The following is a 22,619-nucleotide window of genomic DNA, read 5'->3' on the forward strand; positions in this document are numbered from 1 at the left end:
GAAATTCACGAACCGTTACAGCGCCGGTCCGGCCGGCCAGGGCGCGGACGCCCTAGTCCAGTACCCGCGCCAAATACGCCCGCAGCAGCTCCCGGGTCTCCTCGATGATCTTCTCGTCGCCCTCCGGAGCCACCCGGAAGGCGAGGTGGACGAGGGTGTCGGCGGTTTCCACGGCGACCAGGAAGGTGCGGCGCAGGTCCTCGTCCGGGGCGCGGTCGAGGTAGCCGGAGAGGAGGTCGGTGAGGCGGTCGGCGACGCGGTGGTTGGGTTCGGCGTAGCGGGAGCCGACCGGGATCTGGTTGCCGAAGTCGACGAGGGTGAAGCCGGGGGCGGTGCGCTTCATGGCGAGGTACTCGTCGAGTACGGCGTCCACCGCCGCCCGCCAGCCGCCCTCGCCGGTCCCCCGGAGGCGCTCGGTGACGCGCTCGGTGTAGCGCTCCAGGTTGCGCTGGGCGAGGGCGTCGGCCATCGCGCGCTTGTTGCCGAAGAAGCGGTAGACCGAGCCGATCGGAACGCCGGCGCGCAGGGCGACGGCCCGGGTGCTGAGCGCGTCGTAGCCGACCTCGTCAAGGAGGTCGGCGCAGGCGTCGAGGATCCTCGTCAGCCGTTCGGCGCTGCGCCGCTGCACGGGCGCTCGGCGGAGCGATGTCGCTGGGGGCACGGGCTTCATGATGCCTTTCCGCCGCGGTCCGGGAAACCTCGCCCCTCAGTACGGAGCACGGAGCCCGGTGCGCTCAGCACGCCGTTCGCGGTCCCGGTCGCTTCCGGCGACTTCCCGGTCCCCGCCGACTCCGACTGCGGCGACGCCGTGATGTCCGCGGTGCTCTCGACCGGCTCGCCGTCGACGGCCCACACCGTGCCGTCGTCGGCGTACAGGCGGGCGGTGACGTGGTGGGTGCCGTGCGGGACGTAGCGGGCGGAGAGGCGGTACTCGGAGGTGCGCAGCCGGGCGACCGGATGACCGTCCACGAAGAGGCGGACGATGCCGCGGCCGGCCACCGCCTCCTCTTTCGCACCGGCGGGCGAGAAGCGGAAGTCCTCGAGAGTCAGGCGGACGTTCCAGCTGTTGCCGGCGGCGGGCTGCACCTCGATGCCGACGTCGGGTGCGCCCTCTTCCTCCACCTCACGGTAGCGATGCCCCTCCTTGTCGGTCTCGTCGAGGAGTTTGCCCACCGGTGAGGGTGAGGGGTCGTTCCTCCGGTTCTGCTGCTCGTCCGCACCGCTGGTGCCACAGCCCGCGGATCCTGTCAGCAACAGGACACAGACCGCGAGCGCAGCAAGAAGTGCCCGCGTCCACGCCATGTCGGGGAGCGTAGAACACCGGTACGACACCTCGTATCCCCCTGGAGTCTGGTTCCCGCGCTCCGAGCTCCTCCGTGAGGAGGTCTCCCTGTCCTCTTGCGCCGGGGAAAACGCAATCCTACGGTGGTACATAGGAATCAGACCGCAAAGGAGCGATCATGAACGGGGACGCGCGGAAGACCGCCGAGGGCCTCACCTACCTCTCCGGCTTCGGCAACGAGCACAGCTCGCAGGCCATCCCGGGCGCACTGCCCGAGGGCCGCAACTCGCCCCAGCGCGCCCCTCTCGGGCTGTACGCGGAACAGCTCAGCGGTACGGCGTTCACCGAGCCCCGGTCGCACAACCGCCGTTCCTGGCTGTACCGCATCCGCCCGTCGGCCGCGCACCCGGCGTTCACGCGCACAGAGAACGGCCGGATCCGTACGGCTCCCTTCACGGAGTGCGTGCCGGACCCGAACCGGCTGCGCTGGGACCCCCTGCCGGAGCCCACCCCGGGCACCGACTTCCTCGCCGGGCTGCGGACCCTCGGCGGCAATGGCGACGCGACCCAGCGCACCGGCATGGCCGTGCACCTGTACCACGCCGACGCCTCGATGGACCGCGTCTTCAGCGACGCGGACGGCGAGCTGCTGATCGTGCCGGAGCGCGGCGGGCTGCTGCTGCGCACGGAGTTCGGGCTGCTTCATGTGGAGCCGGGACATGTGGCGCTGATCCCTCGTGGCGTCCGCTTCCGTGTGGAGCTGCTGGATGCGTCGGCCCGCGGCTATGTGTGCGAGAACTACGGGTCGCCGTTCCGCCTCCCCGACCTCGGCCCCATCGGCGCCAACGGCCTCGCCAGCCCCCGGGACTTCCGGGCGCCGGTGGCCGCATACGAGGGCGACGAGAACACGGCGGGCCCGGTGGAGGTGGTGAACAAGTTCTGCGGCAACCTCTGGACGGCCACGTACGACCACTCGCCGCTCGATGTCGTCGCCTGGCACGGCAACCATGTGCCCTACGTCTATGACCTGCGCCGTTTCAATGTGCTCGGGACCATCTCGTACGACCATCCCGACCCGTCGATCTTCACGGTGCTGACGTCGCCGTCGGACACTCCCGGCCTGGCCGGCGTCGACTTCGTGGTCTTCGCACCGCGCTGGCTGGTGGGCGAGGACACCTTCCGGCCGCCGTACTTCCACCGGAACGTGATGAGCGAGTACATGGGGCTCATCGAGGGCGCCTACGACGCGAAGACCTCCGGTCCGGGGGGCTTCGTGGCCGGCGGGGGCTCGCTGCACAACATGATGTCGGCGCACGGGCCGGACCGGGACACCTTCGACCGGGCGAGCGCCGCCGAGCTGCGACCCCAGAAGGTCGACGACGGGCTGGCGTTCATGTTCGAGACCCGCTGGCCGGTGACCCTGACACCAGACGCGGCCCGGGCGGAGCATCTGCAGCAGGGCTACGACGACGTGTGGCAGGGCCTGGAGCGGCATTTCCGCCCCTTGCACTGAAGATTCCCTACCGGTACGGATGGCCCCGTGACCTCCTTCGCCCCGGACTCGATCGTCCTGAACCGCAAGCTGCCGCTCTGGTACCAGGTGTCGCAGTCGCTGCGCGCCTCGATACTGGGCCGCTCGCCGCAGGATCCGCTGCGGCTGCCCACCGAGGAGCAGTTGGCGGGGCACTACGGGGTGAGCGTGCTGACCATGCGGCAGGCGCTGAAGGAGCTGGAGAACGAGGGCCTGATCACGCGCCACCGCAGGCGCGGCACGTTCATCGAACCGGACGCCCTCCGGGGCGCCCCGGTGCGGCTGCTCGGCTCGGTGGACGCGATCGTGGCCCAGCAGTCAGGCATGGCGACGCAGCTGCTGGAGCACGGCAGGGCGCCCGTGCCGCCCGAACTCGCCGAGTTCTTCCCGGATCTCGCCGAGGTGGCGACGTACCACCGCCTGCGCGGCGACGAGAAGACCGGCGAGCCGACCAACCACGCCCGCAACTACGTCCGTCCCGAACTCGCCGCGCAGATCGACCCGGACGACCTGGTCCGCTGGCCGATGACCAAGGTGCTCAAGGATGTCGTCGGGGCGGACATCAGCCGCATCACGGACACCGTGGAGGCCCGCCTGGCGGACCCGGAGACCTCCCGCCTCCTCCAAGTCCCGCTGCTCAGCCCGATCCTGCACTACACGGGCGTCACCTACGACACGGACGGGCGCCCCCTGGACGTGGCCGTCATCCACTACCGGGGGGACCGCTTCTCCTTCACGGTGACGTTGGACGCCACCTGAGCCGGCTGTCCGTGGCAGGTCGTACGATGCCGAGCGTGACGCACGACGATGCCCCGCCGCTGGCGGACCTCATGCCGTGGTCCGTCGCACCGCCGCGGCTCGGCCGGGGGTGGCCGACGGGCCCCGACGCGGCATCCCTGAAGGCCCGCTGGGACGCCCTGCTGAAGGCCGAGGGCCCGGACCGGGAGGCCCTGTTCGAGCCGACCCGCTCACGCACCCTGCGCTCGGCGGTCGGCCAGCTGCCGGGCCAGGCGGGCAGCACGGAGAAGCTGATCCGCGCCTCGGGACCCTGCCCGGAGCCCGTACGGGTGCTGAACGCGCCCTTCGACGAACAGTGGCTGATCCCCGACCACCGGCTGATCGACGCGGCCCGGCCCGAACTGTGGCGGGTGGCGGACGAGCACCAGATCTTCGTCACGGAGAGCCCCGAGACCCCCGGCCCGCTCCTCCTCGCCACCTCCCTGATCCCGCTCCACCGCCCCGGCCGGATCCGCCCCCTGTACCGCCGCCCCGGGGGCGCGGAACCCAATCTCGCGCCGGGCCTGATGGACCACCTGGCCGCCCGTCTCGGCCTCTCCCCCACCCCGGCGGACCTCCTGGCCTGGACCGTGACGGCGGTCCGCCCGGGCCTCACCGTCCCCCTCACCGAGGACCCCGAACTCTGGGCACAGGGCGTCGAACTCGGCCACCGCGTCCTGTGGCTGATGCGCCGCGACGGCAGCCGCCCGAAGCTGCCGGGCGGCCGCCGCCCGTACGTCCGCGCGCCCCTGCCCTCCCGCCCCCTCTCCGTGCACTACGACCGCGACGAGGAGGCCCTCCACCTCGACGAGGGCCGTATCTCCCCGGTGCCCCCGGAGTCCTGGGACTTCGAGGTGGGCGGAACACGCGTACTGGAACAGTGGTTCACGGCCCGCACCACCGACCCCGAGCCGGGCACGCTGGAGGCGATCCGCCCGCCGACCTGGCCGCAGGTGTGGACGTCGGAGCTGCTGGAGCTGATCACGGTGCTGGCGCTGCTGGCGGAGCTGAGGCCGCGGCAGGAGGAACTGACGGTGACCGCGCCGATCACCACGCAGGAGCTGCGCAAGGCCGGCGTGCTGCCGGTGCCGGAGGCGGCACGCCGGCCCGCGTCGGTGCTGGACCACCACGAGGAAGGCCCGGAAGGCCAAGTCGCCTTGCTCTAGCCTTGCTCTAGGTTCTGGGCTCGAAGGCGTCCATGACCCGCTGGAGCGCCCTTTCGAACACCTCCTCCAGATCGATCGGCCCGGAGGCCTCCATGAAGGCCGCCGCCACCCGCGGATAGGCGCCGGTGGCCACCTGACTGCCGAGGTAGGCGATCCGGACCGCGTTCTCCTCCTCCTCGGACCAGGGCATGGAGCGGGTGCGCTCGGCGGTGGCGAGCTCGTTCGCGGTGTACGTCGTCACGACGCCGTTGAGCAGCGCGACCAGCTCCATCTTGATGCTGTACGGCTGGTCGAGCGGTTCGAGGCAGGCCAGGCAGTGCTCCAGGTAGCGCAGGGTGTTGGGGCTGAAGCCGTAGACCCCCGCCATCAGGCGCGGCACCCACGGGTGGCGGCGCATGATGGCGCGGGTCTCGTACGCGTTGCGGAGCATGTCGGCGCGCCAGTCGCCCGAGGGCTCGCCCATCTCGTGCTCGGCGCCGATGGCGTCGAGCATCAGCTCGTACAGGTCCTCCTTGCGCGGGACGTAGTTGTACAGCGACATCGTTCCGCAGCCCAGTTCGGCCGCGACGTGCCGCATGGAGACGCCGTCCAGCCCCTGCGCGTCCGCGATGCGCACGGCCGCCGCCGCGACGTCCGCGCGCGTGAACGCCGGCTTCGGCCCCCGGCCCGTCCGCTCGGGACGGGCCCAGATCACTTCGGGTACGGCCGCTCGGCCCGCCATCGATCATCACCTCGGCCACCATCCTAGTTACGTACAGCGTACGTAGTGCGCTATGGTCGGTCCATGACTTCTACGTACGCTGTACTTAGTGAAGGTCTGGAGAAGCGGTTCGGTGCCGTGCACGCCCTGCGCGGCCTGGATCTCGCGGTGGCGACCGGCACGGTCTGCGGCATCCTCGGCCCGAACGGGGCGGGCAAGACCACGGCCGTACGCCTGCTCACCACGCTGCTGCGACCGGACGCGGGCTCGGCGCGGATCGCCGGCCACGACCTCGTCCGGGAGGCGGCGGCCGTACGGCGCAGCATCGGCGTCACCGGGCAGTACGCGTCGGTCGACGGCGACCTGACCGGGCGCGAGAACCTGCGCCTGTTCGCCCGGCTGCACCGGGTGCGGGGGCCGGCCGAGCGGGCCGGCGAGCTCCTGGACCGCTTCGGGCTGGCCGAGGCCGCCGACCGGCCCGCGTCCACCTACTCGGGCGGGATGCGCCGCCGGCTGGACCTGGCGGCGAGTCTGATACGCCGTCCCGAAGTGCTGTTCCTGGACGAGCCGACCACCGGGCTCGACCCGGCCAGCCGGAACCTGATCTGGGCCGCCGTGCGCGACCTCACGGCGGAGGGCACGACCGTGCTGCTGACCACCCAGTACCTGGAGGAGGCCGACCAACTCGCCCACGACATCGCCCTGGTGGACCGAGGGCGGGTCGCGCACACGGGTTCGCCGGCCCAGCTCAAGTCGCTCATCGGGACCCAGGTCGAGGTCGTCGTCGCGGACGCGGACGTGCTGGCGAAGGCGGCGGCCGTGCTGGACCGACTCACCGGCGCACAGCCGTCGTTCGACCACGAGCGCAACGCCGTCGGCGCGGTCAGCCGGGACTCGACGCTCACCATCCCCCGCCTGGTGCGCGAACTCGACGCGGCGGGTGTGCCGTTGCTGGATGCGAGCCTGCGTCCGCCGACCCTCGACGACGTGTTCCTCCGGCTCACCGACGACCTCCAGGAGCGTGCGGCATGACCACACTGGCCTACGACAGCGGCGCGATGCTCGGCCGTCAGCTGCGGCGGATGCGGAACAACCCGGGGCTGCTGATCCTGACCCAGACCATGCCGATCAGCATGCTGCTGTTCTTCGGCTACGTCTTCGGCAGCGCGCTCGCGATGCCGGGCGAGGACTACCGCTCGTTCCTGTTGCCGGGCCTGCTGGTGGCGACCGCCGCGAACGGGATCATGACCGGGATGTTCCAGGCGGCCGGGGACACCCACCGGGGCGTGATGGACCGCTTCCGCACCCTGCCGATGAGCCGGGCGGCCGTGCCGCTGGGGCAGGCGGTGGCGGACCTGCTCGTCACGGCGGCCGGGACGGTGCCGTTGCTGCTGGTCGGCCTCGCGGTGGGCTGGCGCGTGGAGGGCAGCGCTCTGGAGGCGGTGGGCGCCTTCGGTCTGTTGCTGCTGTTCCGGTTCTCCACCACCTGGATCGGGATCTTCCTGGGCCTGCTCACCCGCAACGAGGAGGCCGCGGGCCAGCTCGGCGGCGCGACCTTCCTGCTGCCGCTGCTGTCCAACGCGTACATCCCGGCCGACGGACTGCCGGGCTGGCTCCGGACGGTCGCCGAGTGGAACCCCATCAGCGCGGTGACGACGGCCCTGCGGGACCTCTTCGGCAACGCGCCCGTGCCGGAGGGGGCGGCCTGGCCGGTGGCCCATCCCGTCGCCGGGTCACTGGCCTGGTGCGCGGTCCTCCTCGCGGTGTTCGTGCCGCTCGCCGTGCGACGGTACGCGCACGGCGAGCGCTGACCGCCTGGCGCGGCACCAGGGCCGTCCGGCGGATCGTGCCGCCGACGCGGGGGCAGCAGCGACATCAGCCGCTCCGCGGCGGGCGCCGATCAGGCACCGCCGTTTTCCTGCGACCTGATCCGCCGGACAGGCCCTAGGTCTGCGGGGCCAGCTCGGGCCCGAGCGAGGAGAACTTCTCCTGGGAGACGACCCGCTTCGGCGGCCAGGTGATGTTGTCCGGCGGCCAGCTCTGGCCGGTCTTCTTCAGGAACCACTGGGGCGGCTCGTACATCGGCGGCTCGTAGCCGTCGGGGAGGGACGTCTTCCATTCGACGTCCTTCGTCCGCTTCGTGAACTCGGCCTTGATCGCCTTCAGCCGTTCGGGCTGGGTGATCAGGTCGACGGCCGTGGCCGCGAGATAGCGCGCGGCGGCGAGCAGGGCCGCCTGGCCGGGGGCGGCCGCCGCGCAGGAGGCGGTGGACCAGGTGTGCATCTTGGTGCCGATCGGGGCGAGCGCGGCGCCCATCGAGACGGTCGGCACGTTCCAGCTGATGTCGGCCACGTCCGTGGAACCGCCGCCCATGAACACCGGGTTGGGGGCGGTGAGCGCGGCGACCTCGGCGTGCATGCCCTTCTGCGGCAGCCCGAGGGACTCCTGCAGCTCCTTGGCCAGCTGGTGGGCCTCGTCGGAGTATTCGGGCGGGCCTATCTGCCGCATGTTGTCGTGCATCAGCTCCGCGAAGGCCTTGGAGGGCAGCTGGTTCCAGCAGGCGGAGGTGATGCGGTGCCGCACCTTCGTCTGCGAGGCCTTGGCGGCGGCCTCCGAGACGGCGATCACCTTGTCGAGGAGGACCTGGACGCGGGCGGGGCTGCCCTCCCGTACGTAGTAGGAGATCTCGGCGATCTCCGGGGTGACGTTGGGGATGTCCCCGCCGTTGTTGATCACCCAGTGCAGGCGGCCGGACGGCGCCAGGTTCTCCTCGCGCAGGAACTCCGACATGGTCGCCATCATCACGGCCGCGTCCAGCGCGCTCTTGTTGCCGAGCGGGGTGCCGCCGTGACCGGCGACGCCGAGGAAGGTGAAGGTCACGGCCGTCATCGCGGTCGAGGAGCCCCAGCCGGTGGCGTTGGAGGTCGACGGGTGCCAGTCGAGGAACGCGTCGAGGCCCTCGTACACGCCCTTGCTGACCGCGTACGTCTTGCCGATCAGGGTCTCCTCGGCGGTGGAGCCGAAGAACTTCACGGTGACCGGAAGTCTGTGCTTGCGGGCGGCCTGCGCGACGGCCGCCGCGGCCGCTGCCGCCGCCGTGCCGAGGGCGCTGTGGCCGCAGCCGTGGCCGGGGCCGTAGCTGGGGGCGAAGGGGTCGTGGACGTACTCGCGCGGGTCGTGGTGGCCGACGCCCTTGTGCTGCGAGAGGCCGGGCAGGGCGTCGTACTCGCCGCTGAAGCCGAGGACGGGGCCGCCGCTGCCGTACGAGAAGGTCGCGGTGAACGCGGTCGGGAAGCCGGCGGTGCCGAACTCGACGTCGAATCCGGCCTTCTCGAGGAAGCCCGCTGCGGCGAGGGAGGAGTTCCACTCGCGCAGGCTGAGCTCGGCGTTCTCCCAGATCTCGGAGTTGAGAGCGGTGATCCGGCCCGAGTTGCCCTTGATCCAGTCCAGGGCGGTCGTCTTGGCGGGGCTGTCCTGGGCGAGGCCGGTGGGTGCCTCGTAGGCGGGCGGGGTGTCGTCGGCGGAGGCCGCCATCGCGGGGTCGGTCTCGGCGGCCATCACGGCGGTCGTGACACCGGCCGCGCCCAGCAGCTGCATGATGCGGCGGCGGCTCAGTATCTGGCCGTTCGCGGACGTCGTCTCGTGTTCATGCTGATCGTGCAGGTCACACACGCGCGCCTCCGGCGGTTGAGGATCGGTGCATCAGCCACGTGAAACGTGTAAACGATCAACAACCCTGGACCGGCAACGTTGCCGGGTCAACATGCGTGCATGACAAAGGTGTTACGCGCGGGGGCACCGGGAAGCGAGAGGGTGAGGGGACGTACCCGCGCTCGGCGGACACACCTGGACGCCGCTGCATGCCGTGGGGATGACGGACGACGGGATCGCAGCACTACGCCGGGACGGTGTGGCCGCCTGAGCGCGGGTCAGGAACTCCGAACGCGAGGGCTCAGCGCCCGCCGAACAGCGAACGGCTCAGTCGGCGCAGCGGCGCGAAGAGCGACAGCCGCCTCACTCGCGCACCCCTGGGGCTGCGCTCGCGCGTGTCACGTGCGGTCAGCTCACGCATCAACGAGGTCGCCTCGACCGTCTCCCGCTGGGGGACGGCAGGACCGCCCAGCACCGAGAGATGGCGGTCGAGACGCGAACTGGTCGCGCTGCTCCCGCAGGTGATCGCAGGGACCCTCGCCCTGCTGCGCACTGTTATCTGTTCCATGTCACTCCCCACCCGTACGAGTCCACCCGGCCCGGGCAGGGTAACCCTATCGCCCCCTTGGGGCACTCGTGTATCGCGGTCACAGGATTCACCTTCCCTGTAAGGAGGTTGACGACTCCTCTTTGATCACTCTCCGAATCCAACCGATTTCAGGGCGAGTTGGACAACCGGCTGGGTAGTGGGCTGCGGTGATCCCCCGTCGGGCTCGACGGTCACAGCCAGTGAGGTGGCGGAGGTGTCGAGACCGGACGCCACCAAGGGCGTGTCGTCGTCGAAGAGCCCCAGGGAGCGCGGTTGCGCGTCGGGGCGCATGAGCCACAGTTGGCGCACACGGTCGCTCGGCAGGTCGTCGTATCCGCTCAGGGTGACGACCGCGCTCCCCTCCGATGCGGAGGCGATCACTCCGATACTGCGGCCCTCGGTGTCCTGGCCCCTCGTCGCACGCGCGTCGGGAGCCGCGAGAACGTGGGCGATCTCACGCGCCTGGGCCCGCTCGGCGTTCAGTTGATCCTCCGTCTGCCCGGCCTGGACGGCGAACAGGGACGCGACCACGAGGGCCGCGGCGGCGGTCGCCGTCGCGAAGGGCACGAACAGGGGGATCCGCCGCCGCTCACGGGGCGGCGGCTGCACGCCCCACACGTGCGGCGGCAACTGGGGCGTACGCGCGCGTGCCGCCTCCCGCGGGGCGTTCTCCTGCGGAGTGGTGCGTACCGCGGCCAGCACCCGTTCGCGCATCGCGACCGGCGCCGGGGCTGCCGCCGACCAGGCGAGCCGGACGGCGTCCTCGGCCAGCGCGCGCACCTCGGCGGGACAGCTGTCGCACTTCTTCAGGTGCTTCTCGAAGCGGCGGCGCTCGTCGGGTTCGAGGGCGTCCAGGGCGTAGGGCGCGGCCAGGGAGTGGAGGTTCTCGCGGCGGAACAGGCTCACGCCACACCTCCCAGGCACTCGCGCAGGCGGGTCAGTCCGTCACGCATCCTCGTCTTCACCGTGCCGAGCGGCAAGGAGAGTCGCTCGGCCACTTCACGGTAGGTGTACCCCTCGTAATAAGCGAGGGTGACCGACTGGCGCTGCAGAGTCGTGAGGCGGTCCAGGCAGCGGCGCACCCACTCGCGTTCCAGGCCGGCCTCCACCTCCTCGGTGACCTGGTCGAAGGCGGGGTTGTGGGACCGCCTCGCCTCGCGCTGCTCGCGTTCGCCGGCCGCGCGGGCGCTGCGCACCCGGTCGACGGCCCGGCGGTGGGCCAGGGTGAGGATCCAGGACAGGGCGCTGCCCCGCCCCGGGTCGAACCGCCCCGCCGACCGCCAGAGTTCGAGCAACACTTCCTGCGACACCTCCTCCGACTGCGCCGGATCCCGTACGACCCGTCTCACCAGCCCGAACACGGGCCCGGACACCAGTCCGTACAGCTCCTCGAACGCCTTCTGGTCACCACCCGCCACGAGCATCAGCAGCTCGTCCGCCTCCACCCCGGCTCCCCCTCTCCGCACACCGCACCCGGCCCGCCCCGTCCCACGAGGTATTCGCAACGAACCCACCTCCGGATGGGGTTACGGATCAGCGGGCCGAAAACGCGGGCCCGGCAGGGAGAAAAAGACTTTTCAGATTCGACCAATCCGGCCCGCCTCCCGCTCCGAATCCCCCGGCGTCAGGCAAGTTGGACTGAGGACGGACGGCATGACACCTATCTCCAGGAGCGGTTCGGGACGCAAGCACCTCGCGACCCTCGTATGTGGTGCGCTGGCCGCCGGGGGGCTCGCAGCCGCCGGCGTGACCGCGCTGGAACCGGGGGCGGCCGCCGCCTCCAGCCACCGGGAGGCCCCGCTGATATCGGGGCAGCCCCAGTACGACAACACGGACGTGTACGCGTTCGTCAGCCCGGACAAGCCCGACACGACGACGATCGTGGCGAACTGGATCCCCTTCGAGGAGCCGGCCGGCGGTCCGAACTTCTTCCCGTTCGCCGAGGACGCGCAGTACGACCTCCACATCGACAACAACGGTGACGCGCAGGGCGAACTGCTGTACCGCTTCACCTTCAAGACGCACGTCAAGAACGAGAAGACGTTCCTGTACAACACCGGGCCGGTCGAGAGCCTGGACGACCCGGACCTGAACGTCACACAGACGTACGACATCGAGCTGCTGAAGCTGAAGCACCAGAAGCTGGTGTCGAAGACGAAGGTCGCCGACGACGTGCCGGTGGCGCCGTCGAACGTGGGCAAGGCGTCCATGCCGGACTACGCCAAGCTGCGCGACCAGGCGGTGCACGAGCTGCCCGGCGGCTCGACGACGTTCGCCGGCCAGGCCGACGACCCGTTCTTCCTGGACCTGCGGGTCTTCGACCTGCTGTACGGCGGGAACCTCACCGAGGTCGGCAACGACACCCTCAAGGGCTACAACGTCAACTCCATCGCCCTCCAGGTCCCGACCCACATGATCACCGAGTCGGCCGAGCAGCCGATCGTCGGTATCTGGTCGACGACCCAGCGCAAGAACGCGCAGGGCTACTACTCCCAGGTCTCGCGCCTCGGCATGCCGCTGGTCAACGAGGTCGTCAACCCGATCAAGGACAAGGACAAGTTCAACGCGTCCGCGCCCTGGGACGACGCCCAGTTCCTCGAGAACGTGACCAACCCGGAGCTGCCGAAGCTCATCGAGGCGATCTACAAGATCGACGCGCCCGACGAGCCGCGCAACGACCTCGTCGACGTCTTCCTGAAGGGCGTGAAGGGCCTCAACCAGCCTCCGCACGTGCGCGCGGCGGAGGAACTGCGCCTGAACACCTCGATCCAGCCGGTCGCCGACCCCAAGCGGCTCGGTGTCCTCGACGGCGACAACGCGGGCTTCCCGAACGGACGCCGCCTCACCGACGACGTGATCGACGCCTCGCTCCAGGTCGTCGAGGGTGAACTGCTGGGTGCCAAGAACGACCTGGGCGACGCCGTCGACAAGAACGACAAGGACTTCGAGAAGGCCTTCCCGTACGTCGCTCTGCCCACCGAGGGTTCCCGCGGCCCGCTCGCCAAGGGCACCACCGACGGCAACGACGTCCGCAGCCAGATCGGCGACGCGCTGCAGCCGGCCGGTGCGGGCGGGACCGACGACACCACACTGATCGCCGCCTCCGCGGGCGCCGGCGCGGCCGGAATCCTCCTGATCGGCACCGGCCTCATGTGGTGGCGCCGGATGAGGGGCCGGGCGTACTGATCCGTACTCCCCACCGACTGGCGCGGCCCGCACCTTCCCATTCCCCCACGGCGCGGGCCGCGCCGCAGCTTCCCTGCACAGCGAGCCGACCGAGGAGAGGGCATGGCCCGGCGTACGAACGACAGCGCACCGGAGAACGACCAGGGCGCAGAGCCGACGGCGCCGCCGGAGCGCGGGCGTGGCCCGGGCATGGACGCGGGGCCGGGACACGAGGGCGGTGCGGGTATGGCCGTGGCCGCGGGGCCCGGACACGAAGGCGGCGCGGGTGCGGCTGCGGCTGCTGTGCCGGTGCCCGTGGACGAGGCGAGCACAGCCACCGTGCCGGGAACGGACGCCGGCCCGGATTCTCCGGCTGCACCAACCGCCGTCGATCCGGAGCCGGTCACGCCGGAGGCCAAGGGCACCCGGGAGGAGACGGCTCGGCACAAGCCGGGGGCCGACTCGAAATCAGCCCGGCCGCGGAGCGCGTCCCGGACGGGGGCGGGGGCCGCGTCAGCGGATCCTCGGCCCGGCACCCGAGCTACCCCGGAGACGGCTCAACCCAAGCCAGGGACCGACTCCAAAGCACCCCCACCCCAGAGCACAACCCCGCCGGAGCCCGACACCGCACCAGCGGACCCTCGGCCCGATACCCAAGCCGCCCCGGAAACAACTCAACCCAAGCCAGGGACCGACTCCAAAGCACCCCCACCCCAGAGCACAACCCCGCCGGAGCCCGACACCGCACCAGCGGACCCTCGGCCCGATACCCAAGCCACGCCGGAGGCAACCCATCCCGCCCGGGGCTCCGGAATCGCCGTGACCGATCAGCGCGTTGCCGCCGTGCGGCGGGTGGGGGCTGCCGGGCGGCGTTGGCGGGCTGCTCAACTCGCCGGTTGTGCGGCGCTGTTGGCCATCGCGTTCACCGCCGGTTCCATCGCGGTCGGTGCCGTGCGGGACGGCGGCACGGCGGAGGTCGTTTCCGCACCCGCCGCCGTGTCGCCCGAACTGCTCACCGGCGGTGACCTCGACGCGAGCATCACCGCCCTGCAGGCTCATCTGCGCGCCCAGCCAAGGGACTTCGGCGGCTGGGCCACGCTCGGTCTCGCCTATGTCGAGCAGGCCCGGACCAAGGGCGACCCGTCGCGCTATCCGCAGGCGGAGCGGGCGCTGAAGCGCTCCCTCGGCCTGGAGCCGGACAACGTCCAGGCTCTCGCCGGCTACGCCGCCCTCGCCGCGGCGCGGCACGACTTCGAGGACGCGCTCGCCTACGCCGACCAGGCACTGGAGCAGAACCCGTACAGCGAGCGCGCCCTGTCCTCCTGTGTCGACGCGCTCGTCGAACTCGGCCGCTACGACGACGCGTTGAAGGCCTCCGAGCTCGCGGACGAGCGCCGGCCGGGCATTCCCGTCTTCACGCGGTACGCGTACGTGCACGAGCTGCGCGGCGACGTGAGCACCGCGCGCCGGGTGCTGGAGCAGGCGCTCGCGTCCGCCACGGCCCCCGGAGACGTGGCCTACGTGGCCACCGCCCTCGGCCAACTCGCCTGGAACCAGGGCGAGTACGAGACGGCCCTGGACCACTACGCGCGCGCCCTCGCCGCCGACGACACCTATCTGCCCGCCCTGGAGGGCCGCGCCCGCACCCAGGCCGCGAATGGCGACCGGGCGGCCGCGATCAAGGGCATGGAGGCCGTCGTCGCCCGCTACCCGCTGCCCGGCCCGCTCGTCGCACTCGGCGAGCTGTACGAGGCCCGCGGCGCCGAGGGCGACCGGGCGAAGGCCGGCGACCAGTACGCCCTCGTGGACGCCTGGACGGCACTCGCCCGGGCGGGCGGCGTCAACGCCGACCTCGACACCGCGCTCGCCGCCGCCGACCACGGCGACAGGGCCGAGGCCCTGCGCGCGGCCCGCGCCGAATGGGCCCGCCGCCACACCGTGCACACCGCGGACGCCCTCGCCTGGGCCCTGCACGTCAACGGCCGCGACGAGGAGGCCCTGCCGTACGCCCGCCGGGCCACGGCCACCGGCTACCGCAACGCCGCCTTCCTCTACCACCGCGGCGTGATCGAACACGCCGCGGGCGACGAGAAGGAGGCCCGCACCCACCTGAAGGCGGCCCTGGACCTCAACCCCGGCTTCTCGCCCCTGGGCGCCCATGAGGCCCGTAAGACACTGGAGGCGGCCAAGTGAAGTCCCGGCCCCAGCTCCAGCCCCACCCTCAGTCCCGGCCCCGTCGCCGCGTCCTCGCCTCCGCCGCGGCAGTCCTCACGGCGGCCTGCGCGCTCGTGCTCGTGCCCTCGGGGACGGCCGGCGCCCATCCCCTCGGCAACTTCACCGTCAACCACTACGACGGCCTCGTCACCGCCCCCGGCGAACTGCGCGTCGACCACGTCGAGGACCTCGCCGAGATCCCGGCGACGCAGGCCGGTCCGGAGATCGAGCGGCTGGGCATGACCGAGTGGGCCCGGCAGCGGTGCGCGCAGGCCGCTGAGGGCAGCAGGGTCACCGTCGACGGCCGTACGGTCGCCCTCACCCCGGAGAGCAGCGCGGCACGCCTGCGCCCCGGCCAGGCCGGCCTCGACACCCTCCGCGTGGAGTGCCGCCTCACGGCCCCGCTCCCCGAGGGCGACGCGGTCACCCTCGGCTTCCGCAGCGCGGCCGCGGACTCCGGCCCCGGCTGGCGGGAGATCACCGCGCGCGGCGACCGCACGACGCTCACCGAGTCGGACGTACCGACGACGTCGCCGTCCCGCGAACTGACCGCGTATCCCGAGGAGTTGCTCTCCTCCCCCGCCGACACCAGCACGGCCGCCCTGCGCGTACGGCCCGGCGGCCCGGCCCTCGTCGAGGAGCAGACGGACGCCCCCGCCGCCTCCGTCCTGCCCCGCGGCGCCGACCGCTGGACCCGGGCCCTGGACTCCCTGGTCGCCCGCAACGACCTCACCGTCGGCTTCGCCGCGCTCGCCCTGCTCATCGCCGTCGCCCTCGGCGCGATGCACGCCCTCGCACCGGGCCATGGCAAGACCCTGATGGCTGCGGTGGCCGCGGCACGGGGAGGGCGGGCCCGGATGAAGGACGTCCTGCCCCTCGCCGCCTCCGTGACGGTCACCCACACCCTCGGCGTGGTCGCCCTCGGCCTCCTGGTCACGGCCGGCTCGGCGGCGGCACCCTCGGTGGTCGCCTGGCTGGGCATCGCAAGCGGCGCCCTGGTGACGGTGGCGGGCGCGACCCTCGTACGACGGGCCTGGCGAAACCGCCGACCGACACACGGACACGACCATGACCACGGACACCCGCACCCGCACCCGCACCCGCACCCGCACGCCCACGAGCGCACGCCGGTCTTGGTCGGCGCCCACAGCCACGCCACTCCCACGGGCCACACCCACGAAGACCGTCACCCGCACGCCCACCCCCACCACGACCACGACCACAGCCACGACCACGGTCACAGCCACGGAGGCGACCACCCCCACGCCCACCCCCACACCGTCGAACACACCCACGGCGGCTTCACCCACACCCACGCCACCGCCCCCACCCTCCGCGGCACGATCCTCCTCGGCTTCGCCGGCGGCCTCGTGCCCAGTCCGTCCGCCGTCGTCGTACTCGTCGGCGCGGCGGCGCTCGGGCAGGCCTGGTTCGGGCTGCTGCTCGTCGTCGCGTACGGCGTCGGGCTCGCCCTCACCCTCACCGCGGCCGGCTTCGCCGTCGTCAAGCTGGGTACCAGGGTCTCGCGGGTACTGGACGAACGTCCCCGCTGGGCCGGCGGGCCGGTCACGGCGCTGATGCGCCGGACCGTACCGCTGGGCTCTGCGTTCGTCGTCGTGGCCCTTGGTGCCGGACTGGTACTCAAGGGGGCGACATCTGTACTCGGCTGAGCTACTTTTTTGACATCCTCCCCCACCCTGAGGGCGCGGGATTCCAGCCCTGCGGGCTGAGGTTCACGGGCACTCGACCGCTGATGCGGTGTTACCCCTCCGGCGTGTCCCGCCGCGACACGGGAAGTATACGAGTCGGCTGCGAATGGGGGCCCAATGTCCGAAGAACCGGGCAGTGAACGTCTGATCGCGGGCCGCTACCGTCTGCTGTCCCCGCTCGGCGAGGGCGGCATGGGAACGGTGTGGCGCGCCCGCGACGAGTTGCTCAACCGCGAGGTCGCCGTCAAGGAGGTGCGCGCGCCCTCCGGACTGCCCGGCGCGGACATCGAGCGGATGTACGCGCGACTGGAGCGGGAGGCATGGGCGGCGGCCCGGATCTCCAACCGCAACGTGGTGACGGTGTACGACGTGGCCACCCAGGACCACCGCCCCTGGATCGTCATGGAGCTGGTCCGGGGCATCTCGCTGGCCGAGCTCCTGGAGGCCGAGGGCCCGCTCACCCCGCAGCGCGCCGCGCACATCGGCGCGGAGGTGCTGGCCGCGCTGCGGGCCGCGCACGAGGCGGGGGTGCTGCACCGGGACGTGAAGCCGGCCAACGTCCTGCTGTCGAACGACGGACGTGTGGTACTGACCGACTTCGGCATCGCGATGGTCGAGGGCAGCTCCGCGCTGACGATGACCGGTGAGGTCATCGGCTCGCCGGAGTTCCTGGCGCCGGAGCGGGCGCTGGGCCGCACGCCCGGCCCGGAGTCTGACCTGTGGTCGCTCGGCGTGCTGCTGTACGCGGCGGTCGAGGGCAACTCCCCCTTTCGGCAGAACACCCCGCTCAGCACCCTGCGCGCGATCGTCGACGAGGAGCTGCCGCCGGCGCACCGGGCCGGTCCGCTCGCTCCCGTGATCGAGGGACTGTTGCGCAAGGACCCGGCCGAGCGGCTGCCCGCCGACCGGGCCGAGCAGGATCTGCGGGTGATCGGCGCGGGAGGCACCGTCCGCTCGGACGCCGTCCAGGCCTCGCCCTACCCACCGACGATCGCCGCCCACCTGCAGCCGCCCCAGTCCCGGCCGACGCACGCCCAGTCGTCACCGACGGCGCCCGTCCCGCCGCCCCCTCCGTGGAGCCAGTCCGCGGGTACGGCCACGACGACGGCCGAGGAGCCCCGTCGCAACCGCCGAGCCGCCGTCGTCCTGATCGCCGGGATTCTCGCCCTCGCGCTGGCGATCGCCGGACTGACGTACGCGCTGCTGAACCGCGATGACGACGGCAAGGAGGCCGGAGGCCCCAAGAGCGAGACGACGGGCCTGAGTTCGCCCTCGGTGAGCGACCCCGACCGCAGTGACACGGCGGAGCCGAGCCGCTCCCCCAGCCCGAGCCCCAGCAGCAGCGCCACGACCTCCGCTCCGCCCGCGTCGGTGAAGGTCACGCTGGCCGGCGCGCACACGGAGTACACCGGCACCTGCCCGCCCCCGCAGGGCGAGGCGCCCGCCTTCACGGCGACGCTCACGGTGGGCAGCCTGCCGTCGGAGGTGACCTACCGCTGGGTGTCCAAGGACGGCGAGATCATGGACCAGGGGTGGAAGACCCTGTCGTTCCCGGAGGGCGGCGGCCTGACCAAGCAGGACACGGCGTTCGTGACGACGAACGACGAGAACGGGAGCCTGGAGAACGAGATCAGTGTCGAGGTCCGCTCCCCGGTGGAGACGACGTCCAACTCGGTGCCGTTCTCGGTGACCTGCGTGACGGAGACCCCGCCGGACGGGGCCTCCGCTTCCGCTTCCGCTTCGCCTTCCTCCTGACGGTCAGGCGGTCAGGCCAGGCCGTTGAGGACCGGCAGGTAGCCGCCGGACTGGCCGGTCGCCGTGGGGTGGTACGACTCGCCGATGTTCAGCAGGTTGAGGCTGTGCAGCCAGGAGCTCCCGGAGCAGAGCTCATGGCCGGTGAAGGTGGTGCGGACGTCGCCGAAGACGTAGCCGAAGTTCGCGGCCCGCTTGGCGATGGCGGTGTCGAGATAGTCGGCCGCGTCGTTGATCGCCTTCCGTTTGGTCTCGGAGAGGCCGAGGCAGGCGGTGCCGAGCTTGTAGAAGCGGGGGTAACCGAGCACGACCACACGGGCGCCCGGCGCCTTGGAGCGGATCGCCGAGTAGACGCCGTCGAGCTTGCCGGGCAGCGTCGAGTCGACGTACGCCTTCGCGGTGTTGATCCGGGACAGACAGGCGCTGTCGGACTGGAGCACACAGGTCGTCATGACGTCGGCGAAACCGGCGTCATTGCCGCCGACGCTGATCGAGACGAGGCCGGTGGTGGCGCTGAGCGGGGTGAGCTGACTCGCCAGAACATCACCCGTTCGGGCGCCCGAGCAAGCGGTGAAGTCGAACGACGAGGGTGAATGGGCGGCGGCCCAGAGGTAGGGATAGGCCTTCGTGCTGCGCTTGCAGTCGCCGCTCGCGGAGAGGTAGCTGCCCGCGCCGACCCCGGAGGAGTAGGAGTCGCCGAGGGCCACATAGCCGCCGGGGGCGGCGAGTTGGGATGCCTGCGCGGTCGTGGCCCCGGTGAGGGCGGCACCGGCGGCGAGGAGAAGCGAGCCGACGTATGCGGCAAATCGGGAACGTCTCATGGAACCTCCCTTTAGCAGGATCTCTGCCACAACCTTCGTAGCAACTACGCGTGTTGACGGGAAGTGTTCATGCCAAGACTTTTCGGACGCGCTGACAGTGCATCCGATTACGCGTCCATGACAAACATGTGACAGGTCCTCAAGTCCCTTGATCTACACCCGTAGACCACTGATTCTTTACACAGCCGCGGGGCGGAACGCGACGCTCCACGGCCGTGCGTGCGACGACGCGCGCACCCCCCACAGACGCGCGCCCCACCCAGGCACGCGTCGCCTATGAGGAGGACTCCCTCGTAATGGCACAACTGCGTAGCAACAAAATCCGGCTCGCCGCGATAACCAGCCTGGCGACCGCCGCCCTCGTGGGCGGACTCACCACCCTCCCCGCCCAGGCCGCCCCCGCCGAGGGCAAGGTCCTGGCCGCCGGATCCCCCACGGCCATCAAGGACAGCTACATCATCACGCTCAAGAAGGACGCCGGCTTCAAGGCGTCCTCCAGCGAAGGCAAGAGCCTCATCAAGGAGTACGGCGGCTCGGTCAGGAAGACGTTCGGCGCCGCGCTGAACGGCTACACCGCCACCCTCTCCGCCACCGAGGCCAAGAGACTCGCCGCCGACCCGTCGGTGGCCGTGGTCGAGCAGAACCAGCGCGTCCAGCTCACCGACACCACCCAGTCCAGCGCGCCCTGGGGCCTGGACCGCAGCGACCAGACCTCGCTGCCCCTGTCCGGCACCTACACCTACCCGGACACCGCGGGCACCGGTGTGACGGCGTACGTCATCGACACCGGCGTACGGATCACCCACTCCCAGATCAGCGGCCGTGCCTCGTACGGCTACGACGCGGTCGACGGCGACACCACCGCCTCCGACGGCAACGGCCACGGCACCCATGTGGCCACCACGATCGCGGGCTCGACCTACGGCATCGCCAAGAAGGCGAAGATCGTGGCGGTCCGCGTGCTCGACAACGCCGGCTCCGGCACCACCGCCGGCGTGATCGCGGGCATCAACTGGGTGACCAACAACCACTCGGGCCCCTCGGTCGCCAACATGTCGCTCGGCGGCGGCGCCTCCACCACGCTGGACAACGCCGTGGCGAACTCCATCGCCAGCGGCGTGACCTACGCGGTCGCGGCCGGCAACAGCAGCGCCAACGCCTCCTCGTACTCCCCGGCCCGCGTCGCCTCGGCGATCACGGTCGGCGCCACCACCAGCACCGACGCCAAGGCCAGCTTCTCGAACTACGGCTCGGTTCTGGACATCTTCGCCCCCGGCTCCTCCATCACGGCCGGCTGGTACACCAGCGACACCGCGACGAACACCATCTCCGGTACGTCGATGGCGACCCCGCACGTCGCTGGCGCGGCCGCGGTCTACCTGGCGGGCCACACCTCGGCCACCCCGGCCCAGGTCGCCACGGCCCTCATCAACGGCTCGACCACCGGCAAGGTCACCAGCGCGGGCACCGGTTCCCCGAACCGCCTGCTGAAGATCGTGCCGTAAGCAACCACGAACCAGTTCCCCGTGCCCGGTACCGGGCACGGGGAACTGCCGTTGTCCGGCTTCGCCGTCTTGACGATCCCCGTGCGACTGCGCGACATTGAAGCCCGGCATCCGGCGCTTCGGGGGGCAAAGTCGCCAATGCAGACCATACGTGGCAAGACAACTTCAACAGCGTCGGCCGACGGCGCCGAGGGGGCGCGACCAGGACCGGGGAGGGACCTGGCGCCGCTGCTCGCGGGCGCCGCGACGGCCGTCGGGGGGTTCGGCGCGGTCCTCGCACTCGCCGGCTCGGACTCACCCCTGCGCGGCCCGCTCACGCTGTTCTACCTGCTCGCGGCACCCGCCGCGGCCATCGCCGCCGCACTGCGCGGCCTCGAACCCTTCGGCCGGACCATCGCCGCGCTCGCGGGCTCGGTCGTCGTCAACATGCTGGTGGCCCAGGGCATGCTGGCCCTGCACAGCTGGTCGGTGCGCGGCGGGATCGTGGCCGTGACCGCGATCAGCGGTGTGCTTCTCCTGCTGGTTCTGCTACGACGACCACGTGGCCGTACGACGACAAGGCAGGGCATCTGACGTGGACATCAGCGTGTACCGCCCGGGCGAGCTGAGCGCGGCCGACCGGACGGCGTGGACGGCGATGCAGTCCAAGGCCCATCTGCTCGGCTCGCCGGAGCTGGCGAACCCGTTCCTGTCCCCCGAGTTCGCGCTCGCGGTGGGCCGCTACCGGCGCGGAGTGCGGATCGCGGTGGTGCGGGAGGCCGGCGAGCCCGCCGCGTTCTTCCCGTACCAGCGGACCGCCACCGGCGTGGGCCGGGCGATCGGGCTCGGCATCTCCGACGCCCAGGGCGTGGTGCACCGGCCCGGGTTCGCCTGGGACGCCCGGGAGCTGCTGCGGGCCTGCGGGCTCGCCCTGTGGGAGTTCGACCACCTGGTGGAGGGCCAGCCCGCGTTCGAGGCCGCGGCCACCGGCACCTTCCCGTCGCCGGTCATGGACGTGGACCAGGGCTACGAGGCCTATCTCGGCCAACTGCGCGCCCGGTCACCGAAGTTCACCCGCACCACGCTCGCCAAGGAGCGCAAGCTCGGCCGGGACGCGGGCGAGGTGACGTACGTGCACGACGAGCGCGACCCGGCCGCCCTGCGCACCCTGATGAACTGGAAGTCCGCGCAGTACCGCAGGACCGGGCGCAGCGACCGCTTCGCGCACGACTGGATCACCCGGCTCGTGGAGCACCTGTTCCACACCCGCTCCGAGTCGTTCGCGGGGATCCTGTCCGTGCTGTACGCGGACGGCAAGCCGATCGCCGCGCACTTCGGGCTGCGCACCGAGCGGGTGCTCGCGTGCTGGTTCCCGGCGTACGACCCGGCGTACTCGAAGTACTCCCCCGGCCTGGTGCTGCATCTGCGGATGGCCGAGGCGGCCGCCGCCGACGGCATCGCCTATCTGGACCTGGGACGGGGCCAGAAGGAATACAAGGACTCCCTGAAGACACGTGAGTTGCAGGTGTCCGAGGGGTGGGTGACCCGGCGTCACCCGGTCGCGGTCGGACATCGCGTCCGCCGCGCTCCGGTCAGGGCACTGCGCAACGCGGTGGTGTCCCGTCCGGAGTTGTTCGAGCCGGCCGACAAACTGCTCAAGCGGGCGGGAAAGATCCGTTCGTCCCGTCGGTAACGGTCAAACCAACAAAAACGTGAGGGCTCGTTCCAGGTCTTGCCATACGGGTTCAATCGTCAATACCGTCGTACATCTCACCCGC

The 22,619-nt window shown here is 71.4% G+C and carries 20 protein-coding genes; 12 read left to right on the plus strand and 8 right to left on the minus strand.

Annotated features, from left to right (window positions below):
- Positions 1-52: 52 nt before the first annotated feature.
- The gene (locus AC5P09_RS16310; RefSeq protein ID WP_266442293.1) at positions 53-670 is read right to left on the minus strand and encodes a TetR/AcrR family transcriptional regulator; all 618 of its coding nucleotides are present in this window, start codon (positions 668-670) and stop codon (positions 53-55) included.
- Positions 667-1,302, minus strand: a complete 636-nt coding sequence (locus tag AC5P09_RS16315) for a hypothetical protein (RefSeq protein WP_493874599.1) — start codon at positions 1,300-1,302, stop codon at positions 667-669. Before AC5P09_RS16315 ends, AC5P09_RS16310 begins: the two co-directional genes overlap by 4 nt.
- Before the next feature lie 158 nt (positions 1,303-1,460).
- Between AC5P09_RS16315 and hmgA the strand changes: the two genes are divergently transcribed.
- Genes hmgA through AC5P09_RS16330 form a run of 3 tightly spaced genes read left to right on the plus strand, consistent with a single transcriptional unit; the run spans position 1,461 to position 4,756 of the window.
- Positions 1,461-2,795: a homogentisate 1,2-dioxygenase gene (gene hmgA / locus AC5P09_RS16320; protein WP_493874600.1), complete on the plus strand. Its 1,335-nt coding sequence runs from the start codon at positions 1,461-1,463 to the stop codon at positions 2,793-2,795.
- Positions 2,796-2,822: 27 nt separating this feature from the next.
- A complete protein-coding gene (locus AC5P09_RS16325) occupies positions 2,823-3,572 on the plus strand; it encodes a GntR family transcriptional regulator (RefSeq protein WP_493874601.1) in 750 nt (249 codons plus the stop codon).
- A gap of 26 nt (positions 3,573-3,598) precedes the next feature.
- On the plus strand, positions 3,599-4,756 hold the full coding sequence (locus AC5P09_RS16330) for a type ISP restriction/modification enzyme (RefSeq protein WP_493874602.1): 1,158 nt from the start codon (positions 3,599-3,601) through the stop codon (positions 4,754-4,756).
- A 7-nt stretch (positions 4,757-4,763) separates the two neighbouring features.
- On the opposite strand, the gene AC5P09_RS16335 is transcribed toward AC5P09_RS16330, so the two are convergent.
- Complete coding sequence (locus AC5P09_RS16335) at positions 4,764-5,477, minus strand: TetR/AcrR family transcriptional regulator C-terminal domain-containing protein (RefSeq protein ID WP_493874603.1); 714 nt, start codon at positions 5,475-5,477, stop codon at positions 4,764-4,766.
- 63 nt (positions 5,478-5,540) lie between these two features.
- Between AC5P09_RS16335 and AC5P09_RS16340 the strand changes: the two genes are divergently transcribed.
- Both AC5P09_RS16340 and AC5P09_RS16345 read left to right on the plus strand, forming a co-directional pair.
- Entirely contained in the window at positions 5,541-6,488 is a 948-nt protein-coding gene (locus AC5P09_RS16340; protein WP_493874604.1) for an ATP-binding cassette domain-containing protein, read from the plus strand.
- The gene (locus AC5P09_RS16345) at positions 6,485-7,267 is read left to right on the plus strand and encodes an ABC transporter permease (protein ID WP_493874605.1); all 783 of its coding nucleotides are present in this window, start codon (positions 6,485-6,487) and stop codon (positions 7,265-7,267) included. The genes AC5P09_RS16340 and AC5P09_RS16345 overlap by 4 nt, the downstream gene beginning before the upstream one ends.
- Positions 7,268-7,400: 133 nt before the next feature.
- Here the strand turns inward: AC5P09_RS16345 and AC5P09_RS16350 are convergent, their stop codons facing one another.
- The 4 genes from AC5P09_RS16350 to AC5P09_RS16365 all read right to left on the minus strand — a co-directional run bounded on the left by AC5P09_RS16350 (position 7,401) and on the right by AC5P09_RS16365 (position 11,141).
- Positions 7,401-9,128 carry an amidohydrolase gene (locus tag AC5P09_RS16350; RefSeq protein ID WP_493874606.1) on the minus strand — a complete coding sequence of 576 codons (1,728 nt, stop codon included), beginning with the start codon at positions 9,126-9,128 and terminating at the stop codon, positions 7,401-7,403.
- A 280-nt stretch (positions 9,129-9,408) separates the two neighbouring features.
- Entirely contained in the window at positions 9,409-9,675 is a 267-nt protein-coding gene (locus AC5P09_RS16355) for a hypothetical protein (protein WP_307673706.1), read from the minus strand.
- Between the two features lie 126 nt (positions 9,676-9,801).
- Entirely contained in the window at positions 9,802-10,602 is an 801-nt protein-coding gene (locus AC5P09_RS16360) for an anti-sigma factor (protein ID WP_493874607.1), read from the minus strand.
- Complete coding sequence (locus tag AC5P09_RS16365) at positions 10,599-11,141, minus strand: sigma-70 family RNA polymerase sigma factor (protein WP_493874608.1); 543 nt, start codon at positions 11,139-11,141, stop codon at positions 10,599-10,601. Before AC5P09_RS16365 ends, AC5P09_RS16360 begins: the two co-directional genes overlap by 4 nt.
- A gap of 208 nt (positions 11,142-11,349) precedes the next feature.
- Here AC5P09_RS16365 and AC5P09_RS16370 point away from each other — a divergent pair, with 208 nt between their 5' ends.
- The 4 genes from AC5P09_RS16370 to AC5P09_RS16385 all read left to right on the plus strand — a co-directional run bounded on the left by AC5P09_RS16370 (position 11,350) and on the right by AC5P09_RS16385 (position 18,539).
- Complete coding sequence (locus tag AC5P09_RS16370) at positions 11,350-12,882, plus strand: DUF4331 domain-containing protein (protein ID WP_493874609.1); 1,533 nt, start codon at positions 11,350-11,352, stop codon at positions 12,880-12,882.
- Between the two features lie 318 nt (positions 12,883-13,200).
- The gene (locus tag AC5P09_RS16375) at positions 13,201-15,054 is read left to right on the plus strand and encodes a tetratricopeptide repeat protein (protein ID WP_493874694.1); all 1,854 of its coding nucleotides are present in this window, start codon (positions 13,201-13,203) and stop codon (positions 15,052-15,054) included.
- Positions 15,051-16,745, plus strand: a complete 1,695-nt coding sequence (locus AC5P09_RS16380; RefSeq protein ID WP_493874610.1) for an urease accessory protein UreH domain-containing protein — start codon at positions 15,051-15,053, stop codon at positions 16,743-16,745. The genes AC5P09_RS16375 and AC5P09_RS16380 overlap by 4 nt, the downstream gene beginning before the upstream one ends.
- 156 nt (positions 16,746-16,901) lie before the next feature.
- Positions 16,902-18,539: a serine/threonine-protein kinase gene (locus AC5P09_RS16385; protein ID WP_493874611.1), complete on the plus strand. Its 1,638-nt coding sequence runs from the start codon at positions 16,902-16,904 to the stop codon at positions 18,537-18,539.
- Positions 18,540-18,550: 11 nt separating this feature from the next.
- Here the strand turns inward: AC5P09_RS16385 and AC5P09_RS16390 are convergent, their stop codons facing one another.
- Positions 18,551-19,357, minus strand: a complete 807-nt coding sequence (locus AC5P09_RS16390; RefSeq protein ID WP_493874612.1) for an SGNH/GDSL hydrolase family protein — start codon at positions 19,355-19,357, stop codon at positions 18,551-18,553.
- A 296-nt stretch (positions 19,358-19,653) separates the two neighbouring features.
- Between AC5P09_RS16390 and AC5P09_RS16395 the strand changes: the two genes are divergently transcribed.
- The 3 genes from AC5P09_RS16395 (at position 19,654) to AC5P09_RS16405 (ending at position 22,534) form a co-directional block, all read left to right on the plus strand.
- Positions 19,654-20,862 (plus strand): S8 family peptidase, encoded by a 1,209-nt coding sequence (locus AC5P09_RS16395; protein ID WP_493874613.1) that lies wholly within the window; start codon positions 19,654-19,656, stop codon positions 20,860-20,862.
- A 138-nt stretch (positions 20,863-21,000) separates the two neighbouring features.
- A complete protein-coding gene (locus AC5P09_RS16400) occupies positions 21,001-21,435 on the plus strand; it encodes a hypothetical protein (RefSeq protein WP_493874614.1) in 435 nt (144 codons plus the stop codon).
- A gap of 1 nt (position 21,436) precedes the next feature.
- Positions 21,437-22,534 carry a GNAT family N-acetyltransferase gene (locus tag AC5P09_RS16405; RefSeq protein WP_493874615.1) on the plus strand — a complete coding sequence of 366 codons (1,098 nt, stop codon included), beginning with the start codon at positions 21,437-21,439 and terminating at the stop codon, positions 22,532-22,534.
- Positions 22,535-22,619 lie beyond the last annotated feature (85 nt).

The organism is Streptomyces sp. a15 (assembly GCF_059026085.1).